This window comes from Frankia sp. AiPs1 (assembly GCF_023716945.1).
GTDB lineage: Bacteria > Actinomycetota > Actinomycetes > Frankiales > Frankiaceae > Frankia.
On the sequence record NZ_JAMQQF010000192.1, the window covers coordinates 1 to 10,201 of the forward strand.

Consider the following 10,201-nt stretch of genomic DNA (forward strand, 5'->3'; position numbering starts at 1 on the left):
GTCTCGTCGTCGCCCTCGTCGCCGGGGCCGGGGGCTGGGCGCTCGCCTCCGGCGGCAGCACCGACGCAGCGCTGTCCGCCGACCTCGCCGTCCAGTCCTCCGCCGATCCGAGCGCCGGCAGCCCGGCCGTCGGCTCTCTCGGTGCTGGGGCGCCCGGCATCGCGGTCGGCCTCGATGGAAGTCGTCCCGGGACGGCCGCCGTGCGGCCCGGGGCCAAGGGCTCCCCCGCTCCCGGCGCGAACCCGTCAGCCGGCGCCTCGGCCGCAGCCACGAACCCGGCGGGCAGCCCTACCGCGGGCAGCAGCCCATCGCCCTCGCCGACCGACGACGGCACCGTGACGGTCCCCAACACCGAGGGCAGCGCGGTCAACACCGCCGAGAGCACGCTGAAGTCCGCGGGCTTCACGAACGTCAACAAGACCTACGGCTGCTACAACACCGGTAAGGCCGACAACGTCGCCCACCAGTCGCCGAAGACCGGCAAGGTCGCCAAGACCACGGCCATCGGCCTGCAGGTCGAGGACTGCGCCCAGGTCCCGAATGTCACCGGGATGTCGGAATCGGACGGCAAGTGGCAGCTCTACTGGGCCGGTTTCACGTCCACAGCCGTCAACGGCGCGTGCGCCAACGGTGAGACGAGCAAGATTTCCGGCTCTTCGCCCACCGGGCAGCGCCCGCGGCACTCCACCACGGTGACGCTGACGGTGACCTGCACGAAGCCGGCGCCGGCGCCGACGACAGCCGCACCCGCGCCGACCCCGTCGACAGCTCCCACGACGGCCACGAAGGCGTAACCCGGTCGGGCGGCCCGCCCGTCGGCGGGTTCGCCCGACTCGGTGGAGAGCAGCGCCTTCCGCTCTGCGCGCGGCGGCGGGAGTCGCTGCCTGCGGGGCCGCCCCGCACGGCATGGTCAGCCGCGATGGTCAGCCGCGTCGGACGGATCGCAGTTCCCGCCGCTCACCTCCACCCGATCCGGCGGATGGACACGCGGCCGCTGCCTGTTCTCCTGCGCCCCAGGACAGAGATGTCGATTCCCCGCGGCGCGGCCGGTGGGAGACCGAAGCCGATGGTAGATCGGCTATCGGCGGGCGGCGAGCACTCGGACGCGATGAGCGGTACGCGGTGCGGTGGCCGCACCGGTCAGGCGCCGCCCAGCGGGCGCCAGGCCGCCGCTCAGCCGAGTTTGTCCATCGGCAGTGACCGGATGTCGTCCCGGGCCAGCGGACCGCCGCCCAGCCTCGGCACGCGAGGCTCCTCGTCGTCCGTCCGGATGCTGCGGGGCAGCGGCATGGGCACCGGTAGCGCCGCCTCCGGCTCCGGCGTGAGTGCCGCCTGGGCGGTGGCCGCCCACAGGTCGACCTCGACGATGATCTCGCCGTTCTCCGACGACATCCGCAGCCGTCCGCCGTGCACCTCGACCAGCCGCCGGACGACGTAGAGACCCATGCCGGCACCGTCGGTAGGCCGGGTAGCGGTGCCGTCTCGCTGCGTGAACGGCTCGAAGAGCTGACGAATCGTGCCGGGATCAAGGTCGGGCCCGGGGTTGCGGACGCGGAGAACGACCTCGTCGCCGACCCGGCCGGCGATCAGCCGCACGGGTGCGCCCGGCCAGGAGTGCACCAGGGCGTTGTCAACCAGGTTCGCCACCACCTGGATGAGGGCCTGTCGCGCCATCCGCACGGGCAGTTCGGGCGGCAGGTCCACCGTGATGCTGCTGGGCGAGCTGGTGTACGACAGGTTGGCGATCACATGCCGGACGACCTCGGGCAGATCGGCGATGGTCGTCTCGTCGGTGCCGGTGGCCGTGGCGGCCGTCAGCATGTTCTCCAGCAGCCGGGAGAGCCGGTCGGAGTAGTTCACCGCGGCGTCGAGCAGATCGTCGAGCTGGGCGTCGGAGAGCCGGCTGCGGCGCCGCTTGATGGTGAGCAAGTTCCCTCGGATTCCGGTCAACGGCGTGCGGAACTCGTGCGAGACGGTCGCGACGAGGTCGCTGCGGATGCGGTCGGTCTCCTCCAAGCGGGCCATCAGGCTCTGCTGGCCCTCGTAGAGCTGCTGGCGGTAATGCTCCACCCGCCGCCGGGACTGCTCGTTGTAGTGCCAGAAGACCATCTGCGCGCAGGCGAGAGCGAAGATGAAACCCGCGTGCAGACCGGCCAGCAGCCAGGCGTTGGTCAACACCGCCGCGCCGGCGCTGACGATGTCTCCCATCGCCAGGTTCGCGACGAACACGAACGCGATGGCCAGCAGGTAGACCGTCCACTCCTCGTACAGCGCGATCAGCGCCACGACCACGAAGAAGTGGAAGTACATCGGGGTGAGGCCGTCGGAGATGTGCACGAGCACGACCGAGCAGCACAGTAGGCCGAGACTCGCGGCAAGGGCTCGGACCCGGCGCCGGCCGGGCACGACCGCGGCGGCGAACAGCAGCGCGGGCGGACTGGCCGCCAGGAACCCGTGCGCGAGGCTCAGGTTCTGCCAGATCGCATAGCCGACGATGACCGGCAGATGCATCGCCAGCACCAGGCACATGAGGGTGTGCCTGGCCGTCCAGTCCTCGATCGGCAGCCCGCGGCCCTGCGGGAGCAGCGCGGTGAGACGCCGGGCCATCCCCGGCTGTGATCCCCCGCCATCCCCCTCGGTGGGCGCCGGCCCGGCCGAACGCAGCCGACCGGAGCGGCGCGTGGCGCGTCCCGCGTGGGCGCTGCCGTGCCGGCGCCGGGCCCGTTCGGGCGTCGATGGACTGACGGTGGACATCCGGGCAAGTTTCTACCGTTCCAACCCGGGAGCACCATGGTTGTCAAGGGTGGTGTCCCATGGCGACAGTGCCCAGGTTTGACTAGGCCATCCGCACCACTCGGCACCGGGCTCAACGGAGCATGGCGCGAACCTTGGTTGCGCCGCCAGGCTGTGGTCCGCGAGGTGGCCCCAGGTCGGCCGCCCATGGAGGAGGACACCGTGCCCCCAGTGGCCCTGACAGCCTCGACCGCGTCCGCGATCGTTCCGCCGCCCGCGGGACGCGGCGGCCCGTCGACGGCCGGCGCCACCGACGAGCCCGCCGGGCCCGCCGTCCTGACCCACCCGGCCCGTCCGCAGCTGCGGCTCGTCGCGTCGGCGGAGGGGGGCGTGGGCGGTCCCGAGCCCGAGGTACACGGCTGGGGCGGCCCCGCCACCTGCAGCTGCCGGGAGTGCGCGATGGCCCGCCACCCGGCTGCCATGCCGCGCCTCAGCGTCGTGCGGTAGGCGACACCTGGCCCCTGACATGACGATGGCCCCCGGATGGAATTCCGGGGGCCATCGTGAGTCTTGGAGGGTGGGCATATCTCTGATCCTCTACGAAGAAGGAAGATAAACCCGCTGTAGCCCCGACCGGATTCGAACCGGCGCTACCGCCTTGAGAGGGCGGCGTCCTGGGCCACTAGACGACGGGGCCAAGACTTTTCAAGTTTTATGAGCATGGTGCGCGTCGTACTCTACACGATGCAGGAGCAGTCCGGCAAAGCGGTGCAACTCCAGCCTTTGGTGCCGCTGGGGTACCAGGACTCGAACCTAGACTAACGGAGCCAGAATCCGTTGGGCTGCCAATTACCCCATACCCCATGGGGCCCTGTTCGGGCCTGCCCACTGTACCCCATGCCGCGGGGGTCGTTGCGCTCCGGGGGTCCGATGCACCCCGGTCATCCCCTGATGCCGCAGCAGCCGGCACCGCCAACACACCACGTACCCAGGAATCGCCCCGACCGCACCACATTCGGTCCAGCAGCAGCTCGTCCACGGTGCGCCAGCCCGTCGACGGTGTGCCAGCCCGTCGACGCGGCGCCGGATGGAAGCGCGCGAAACCGACCCGTGCGCGCGAAACCGACCCGTGCGCGCGAAGCAGGCCGCGTGCGCGCGGGGCACACCGTGCGCGAGGCAGGTGGAGAATCCGCGTGTGCCCCCACCGCCCGGGAGCGGTGTCGGTTCGTCCGGCCGGCGCAAGACCAGCCGATCGGCCGCCCGCCCCCGGGCGGGTGAGCTCAGCGGGCCGTCACGGGGTTGGTCAGTGTGCCGATGCCCTCCACGGTCACCGCCACGGTCTGGCCCGGTCGCATCGCCCCGACCCCCGCCGGCGTGCCCGTCAGGAGCACGTCACCGGGCAGCAGGGTCATGGCGGCGGACATGTAGGCGATGAGCGCGGGCACATCGCGCAGCAGCAGCTTCGTGCGGGAGTTCTGCCGCAGCTCGCCGTCGAGGGTCGTGCGGATCGGCAGGTCGGTGGGATCGAGTTCCGTCTCGATCCAGGGACCGATCGGGCAGAACGAGTCGTGACCCTTGGCCCGCGTCCACTGTCCGTCGGTCTGCTGCTCATCCCGGGCCGTCACATCGTTGGCACAGGTATAGCCGAGTACCACGTCGAAAGCCCGCTCCACGGGAACGTCACGGCACAGCCGCCCGATCACGACCGCCAGCTCCCCCTCGAAGTCGACCCGGTCACTGTCCGGCGGGAGCATGATCGGGTCGCCCGGGCCGGCGACGCTCGTCGACGGTTTGAGGAACAGGATCGGGCGCTCCGGCGGGGTGTCACCGCCCATCTCCCGGACATGGTCGGCATAGTTCTTGCCGACGCAGAGCACCTTGCTGGGCAGGACCGGAGCGAGCAGCCGGACGTCGCCGAGCGGCCGCCGGGCGCCAGTGAAGGAGAAGGGGCCGAAGGGATGTGGGGCGATGACCGAGATCACGGCGTTGCCCTCCTCGACCGACCCCTCGACGACCCCGAATCCGGGCTCCGAACCATCGGTGAACCTCGCGATACGCACGCCCTGACCGTATCCAGCCCCACGTCGGAACCCGGCGGCCGTCCGGCGGGCGCACCGCGCGAGAGCGGCCGGTGTGATCGGGTTCGCCAGATCGCCGGGCTTACCAGAGAATCGGGCCAGATCGAGTGACAGGTCCAGGCACCGGGCGGCACCCGTTGCGGCCCAGCGTCCCGCCTGCCCGGTGCTCCGGCGCCGGCGGCGGTGAGCCCCGCTTCGTCGTGTACTGCCCGGATCGGAAGGAGAATGGTGAGCGAGACCGATACCACCCCCGTCTACGACGTCGGGGCGCCGGAGCCCAAGCCGATAGACGAGGAGCTGAGCGTCAAGCTGGGCCACCTTGCCGAGGACGCGATCCTGCGCGGCAAACCCAACGGGGACGAGCGGTGCGACAACTGCCTGTACTACCTCGACACCGACAAGGACGTCACCTACTGCTGGCATCCGAAGCTGCGGATCCTCGTCGGCGGTGACTGGTGGTGCCAGTGGTGGGAAGAGATCCCGGAGGACTGACGGGGGCCGTTCAGAGCCGGCTGGTCGGTCCGCTTCGGGGCCAAGGCGCCCCCAGAGGCCCGGGCCCCAGAAGCCGCGACACCCCCCGACGGGCCCCCTACGAGCCCGTCGGGGGGTGTCGGTCGCTCTGTCGCCGCCGCCCCCGCCGCCGGTCAGGTCGCGTTCGGATCAGCGCGCTCGCCCTGCCGCCGCAGCCCGAAGTTCACCGCGTCCTCGAGAGCCGACCAGGAGGCGGCGATGATGTTCTCGTCAACGCCGATGGTGTCCCAACGTGACCGCCCGTCGCTGGTGCCGACCAGAACCCGGGTGACCGCGCCGGTGCCCTGCTTGCCGTCGAGGATGCGGACCTTGTAGTCGACGAGCTCCAGGTCGGCCAGACCGGGGTAGGCCTTCTCCAGGGCGTCGCGCAGAGCGGTGTCGAGGGCGTTGACGGGCCCGTTACCCTCGGCCGTCGCGACATGCCGCACTCCGTGCGAGGTGAGCTTGACGGTCGCCTCGCTCACCACCTGGCCGTCCGAGCGCTGTTCGACGATCACCCGCCAGGACTCCAGCGTGTAGAAGCGCCGGCGGCCCGTCACCTCGTCGCGCAGCAGCAACTCGAACGACGCCTCGGCCGCCTCGTAGGCGAACCCGACGGCCTCGCGCTCCTTGACCAGGTCCACGACCCGACCGAGGGCCTCACGCTCGTTGGACAGGTCGAGCCCGAACTCGCGGCCCTTGAGCTCGATGGTCGCGCGGCCGGCCAGTTCGGAGACCAACATTCGCATGTCACTGCCGACCGCTGCCGGGTCGATGTGCTGGTACATGTCCGGGTCGATCTTGACCGCGCTGGCGTGCAGCCCGGCCTTGTGCGCGAACGCGCTGGCGCCGACGTAGGGCCGGTGCGGGTCCGGCACCGAGTTGGTGACCTCGTCGATGGCGTGGGAGACCCGGACGAGCTCGCGCAGCCGTCCCGGCGGCAGTGCCGCGCGCCCGAGCTTGGTCTCCAGACCGGCGATGACGCTGAGCAGGTTCGCGTTGCCGCACCGCTCGCCGTAGCCGTTCGCGGTGCCCTGCACGTGGGTCACGCCCGCCTCGACGGCGACCAGGGTGTTCGCCACCGCGCAGTCGGCGTCGTCGTGGCAGTGGATGCCCAGCCGAGCACCGGTCCGGGCGAGCACCTCGGTGACGACGGCGCCGACGCGGGTGGGAAGCATGCCGCCGTTCGTGTCGCAGAGCACCACGACCTCGGCGCCGGCTTCGGCGGCGGCGGAAACGACCTCGAGGGCGTACTCGGGATGCACGCGGTAGCCGTCGAAGAAGTGCTCGGCGTCGAGGAAGACCCGCTTGCCCTCGGTCCGCAGGTGGGCGACGGTGTCCCGGATCATCGCGAGGTTCTCGTCGGGGCTGGTGCGCAGCGCGCGCTCCACGTGCCGCAGATCCGACTTCGCGACCAGGCAGACCACCGATGTTCCGGCCTCCCGCAGGGCCGCCACCTGGGGATCGTCCGCCGCCACCCGGCCGGCGCGGCGAGTCGCCCCGAAGGCGGTCAACACCGCGGTCGACAGCGTCAGCTCGGTGCGGGCCCGGGCGAAGAACTCCGCGTCCTTCGGATTGGATCCCGGCCAGCCGCCCTCGATGAAGCCGACGCCGAGGTCGTCGAGGTGGCGGGCCACCGAGAGCTTGTCTCCGACGGAGAGCGACAACCCCTCCTGCTGTGTACCGTCGCGCAGGGTGGTGTCGTAGATGTGCAGGGAATCGGGATCGTATGGCCGCACGGGGGCGCCTCTCCGGTGGATCGGGGGCCATGGGACCGCGTCCGGCCCGGCCGTCCCGCGTCCCACCGAGTCACCCACGGACCGTGCTCCGGCACCGATGTCCGGCAGGGTTCGGAGACCATGGGACCGCCACGCGCCCGGTCCCATGGGTCAGCGACCGGAGCGCGCGACGGAGACGGGTTCGCCGCCGGGTGACAAGCCTACGATGTAACAGACCCGACATGTGACAAGTGTGGCGCGTGCCACAATTAACTCCGCCGGGCGGGGTCCCCGCGGATTCGCGAAGCCCCAACCCCCATCCCCACGGGGATCGCCGAAGGCGATTCCCGGAGACCATCCACGGCCGGGACCACCAGCAGGGGTCCCCGCAGATTCGCGAAGCGAATCTGCGGGGCTGCTCAGTCTCCGGCGAAGCGGCGCAGGCGGTCGACCTGGAGGATGGTGATCGTCTGCCCCTCCGACAGGATCCAGGTGCGTCGTTCGAACTCGCGCAACGCCTGGTTGACGGACTGGCGGGAACCGCCGAGCAGCGAGGCGATCTCCGTCTGGGTGAGGCCCAACTCGATCACCGATCGGCCCGCTTCTCGCATCCGCAACAGCAGCAGCTTCGCCACTCGGCGCGGCAGGTCAAGGAAGACGAGGTCGGCATTGGCACCGGTGAGCCGCCGGACGTGGGCAACCAGTGCCCGGATGAGCTGCTCGGCGACGGCCGGGCGCTCCCGGACGAGCTCCCAGACGGCGGCGCGGTCGAGGACCAGTGCCGTGCTGGGTTCCAGCGCCTCGACACTGGCGGATCTCGTCCCCGCTTCGACGATGTTGAGCTCGCCCAGCGTCTCTCTGGGGCCGGCGATGTTCAGCACGTGATCGCGCCCGTCGTCGGCCTTGGTGAGCACCTTGAGTCGCCCCGTGGCGACCACGAGGAGGGTATCTCCCGGCTCACCCTCAGTGAAGACGACCTGCCCGCGGCGGAATCGCCGGGTAACCGCCCGCGCGGCGAGCCGCAGCAGGTCCTCCTCGTCCAACTCCTTCAGCAGCGTGGTCGTTCGGAGCAGGGCGACCGCCTCATTGTCGTGCATGCGGTGACCGTAGCGCCGTTGCTCCGCCTGATGTTCCGCAGTCGCCTGGGTATGCCGGTCCGGAGTGGACGGCGCATCGGGAACATCCTTGGCGTACGTCACGCAGGCATCATACCGTCATATGTTGGTCACTCCAGCACCGCACCACGTCGCGCATGGAAAGAATTCCAGCCACTCCACCACCTGACGTGACGATGAGATGACGAAATCCCCCGCGCAGCATCGCGGCTGCTGCGTCGCCGAGTGACCAGCCGGGATCCGCGAAGACGACGTCGCGGGTGAGGTGATCGCCGGCGATCTCGACATCCGGATCCTGTTCGGCCGCGATCGACCGGAGAATGTCCCGCTCGGTGAGAATCCCGTAGCCCTGGCTGTCCGCATCGTGGACGACCGCCGCGCCCACCTTGCGAGCGGCCATCAGCCGCGCCGCCTGCCGGAGCGTGTGACCCGGGCCGATCATGAGAACAAGGGAGCTCATCCCCTCCGAAACATGCACGATGCCCTCCGAACCCCGCTCTGACGGCCGAATCCTCGGCAGTACCGTCCGACACCGGTAATGCCGTCCGCAGCGGTAATGCCGTCCGCAAGCTCCGCGATGCCCGCACGATGCTTGTGCATTCGTGAAGCCTGCTACTCGCGACGGTAGGCGCCGCGGAGCCGGTTGGCCAGAGCGAAACGGTGATTGCCGTGGCCACATTGTGACCTCGACCACGCCACAAACTCCGCGAAAGCGGCTAAAACGCAGCTTGTCCAATGATGCGGCGGCACCGCCGGCCCGCCAGGGGGAACACGAGAGGGACCCCTGGCCCGTCACCCGGTGCCGCTCGCGCCGGTGAAGCCGCCGAGGCACAGCGCGGCCACGCGAACCGGTGCGCCTCGGCGGGTCGACGAGTCGACGAGTCGCGCTGCCTAGCTCCGGACCAGCTCGTTCCAGGACCGGTAGCGGTCCAGTTCACCCCGCGTGGCCCGGTGGAAGATCTCCAGCAGCTCACGGGTCACCGGACCCGGCTTGCCCGCCCCGACCTGCCGGTCGTCGACCGAGACGATCGGCACGATCTCGGCCGCCGTTCCGGTGAAGAAGGCCTCGTCGGCCAGGTAGAGATCGGTGCGCACGACGTGCTGCTCGATCACCTCGTAACCCTGGTCGGCGGCGATCTGCATGATCGAGGCGCGGGTGATACCGCCCAACGGACCGTCGGTCAGCAGCGGAGTGATGACCTTCCGGCCCGAGACGATGAAGACGTTCTCCCCGGTGCCGTCCGCGATATGGCCGTTCGGACTGGTCAGGATGGCCTCGTCGTAACCCGCCTTCACCGCCGCGACCTTCGCCAGCGACGAGTTCAGGTACTGCCCGGACGCCTTCGCCGCCGGCGGGGTGATGTTGGGGTCGTTCCGCTTCCAGGAGGAGATCTGCGCGCGTACGCCATTCGCCTCGGCCTCCTCGCCGAGGTAGGCACCCCACGGCCAGACCGCGATCATCACCTCGACCGGTGAGGGCAGTGGGTTCAGGCCCATCTCCCCGTAGCCGAGGTAGACCAGGGGCCGGATGTAGCAGGAGGAGATGTCGTTGACCGCGATGGTCTCCTTGGTGGCCGCCACCACCTGCTCCTGGGTGAAGGAGGGCTCCATCAAGTAGATCTTCGCGCTGCGGTAGAGGCGGGCGATGTGATCCGACAGCCGGAAGACGGCGGGACCGTCCGCCGTCTCGTACGAGCGGATGCCCTCAAAGACGCCCCAGCCGTAGTGCAGGGTCGGGTTGAGCACGTGGATGCGGGCGTCGTCCCAATCGACGAGCTTGCCGCTCATCCAGATCTTCGAGGTGGGGGTGATGGGCACAGCGGACTCCAGGCCAGGATCGACGAAGCGAACAGGGATGACGAATTCGCCGATCATCGCCGTGGTGGGCCCCGTCGGCTGCCGTCTACCGGATCTACGGCTCCCGCATCGAGAATAACCACCTCGCCGCGCGGCGGGGAGCGCCGCGGGAACGGCAGACGACCGGCGGCGACGACCGGCGCGGTCCCGGCGGGTGAAGCGCCGGGACCGGACGCCAGCGGCGGAGGCC

9 protein-coding genes and 2 tRNA genes are annotated in these 10,201 nt (G+C 70.2%); 3 read left to right on the top strand and 8 right to left on the bottom strand.

Annotated features, from left to right (window positions below):
- Window positions 1-794: PASTA domain-containing protein (locus ND748_RS17140; protein WP_251746807.1), on the top strand; the 794-nt coding region annotated here is incomplete at its 5' end.
- Between the two features lie 379 nt (window positions 795-1,173).
- On the opposite strand, the gene ND748_RS17145 is transcribed toward ND748_RS17140, so the two are convergent.
- Window positions 1,174-2,754: a HAMP domain-containing sensor histidine kinase gene (locus tag ND748_RS17145; protein ID WP_251746808.1), complete on the bottom strand. Its 1,581-nt coding sequence runs from the start codon at window positions 2,752-2,754 to the stop codon at window positions 1,174-1,176.
- Between the two features lie 201 nt (window positions 2,755-2,955).
- On the opposite strand from ND748_RS17145, the gene ND748_RS17150 reads away from it, so the two are divergent.
- Window positions 2,956-3,240: a hypothetical protein gene (locus ND748_RS17150; protein WP_251746809.1), complete on the top strand. Its 285-nt coding sequence runs from the start codon at window positions 2,956-2,958 to the stop codon at window positions 3,238-3,240.
- A 117-nt stretch (window positions 3,241-3,357) separates the two neighbouring features.
- Here the strand turns inward: ND748_RS17150 and ND748_RS17155 are convergent.
- The 3 genes from ND748_RS17155 to ND748_RS17165 form a co-directional block, all read right to left on the bottom strand.
- Window positions 3,358-3,430 (bottom strand) — tRNA-Glu (locus tag ND748_RS17155).
- 95 nt (window positions 3,431-3,525) lie between these two features.
- A tRNA-Gln gene (locus ND748_RS17160) sits at window positions 3,526-3,597 on the bottom strand.
- 416 nt (window positions 3,598-4,013) lie between these two features.
- Window positions 4,014-4,793, bottom strand: coding sequence for a fumarylacetoacetate hydrolase family protein (locus tag ND748_RS17165; protein WP_251746810.1), 780 nt, complete (start codon window positions 4,791-4,793; stop codon window positions 4,014-4,016).
- A gap of 246 nt (window positions 4,794-5,039) precedes the next feature.
- Here ND748_RS17165 and ND748_RS17170 point away from each other — a divergent pair, with 246 nt between their 5' ends.
- The gene (locus ND748_RS17170; protein WP_044886256.1) at window positions 5,040-5,303 is read left to right on the top strand and encodes a hypothetical protein; all 264 of its coding nucleotides are present in this window, start codon (window positions 5,040-5,042) and stop codon (window positions 5,301-5,303) included.
- A 152-nt stretch (window positions 5,304-5,455) separates the two neighbouring features.
- Here the strand turns inward: ND748_RS17170 and cimA are convergent, their stop codons facing one another.
- From cimA to ND748_RS17190, 4 genes are all read right to left on the bottom strand, one after another.
- On the bottom strand, window positions 5,456-7,060 hold the full coding sequence (gene cimA, locus ND748_RS17175; protein WP_251746811.1) for a citramalate synthase: 1,605 nt from the start codon (window positions 7,058-7,060) through the stop codon (window positions 5,456-5,458).
- A gap of 398 nt (window positions 7,061-7,458) precedes the next feature.
- Complete coding sequence (locus ND748_RS17180; protein WP_374215951.1) at window positions 7,459-8,238, bottom strand: Crp/Fnr family transcriptional regulator; 780 nt, start codon at window positions 8,236-8,238, stop codon at window positions 7,459-7,461.
- A 7-nt stretch (window positions 8,239-8,245) separates the two neighbouring features.
- The gene (locus ND748_RS17185; protein WP_251746812.1) at window positions 8,246-8,632 is read right to left on the bottom strand and encodes a cyclic nucleotide-binding/CBS domain-containing protein; all 387 of its coding nucleotides are present in this window, start codon (window positions 8,630-8,632) and stop codon (window positions 8,246-8,248) included.
- 413 nt (window positions 8,633-9,045) lie between these two features.
- Window positions 9,046-9,972 (bottom strand): branched-chain amino acid transaminase, encoded by a 927-nt coding sequence (locus ND748_RS17190; protein WP_251746813.1) that lies wholly within the window; start codon window positions 9,970-9,972, stop codon window positions 9,046-9,048.
- Window positions 9,973-10,201 lie beyond the last annotated feature (229 nt).

Excerpts from the sequence above, each read along its gene's own strand:
- ND748_RS17145 (WP_251746808.1), bottom strand. The coding sequence starts at position 2,754 with ATGTCCACCGTCAGTCCATCGACGCCCGAACGGGCCCGGCGCCGGCAC.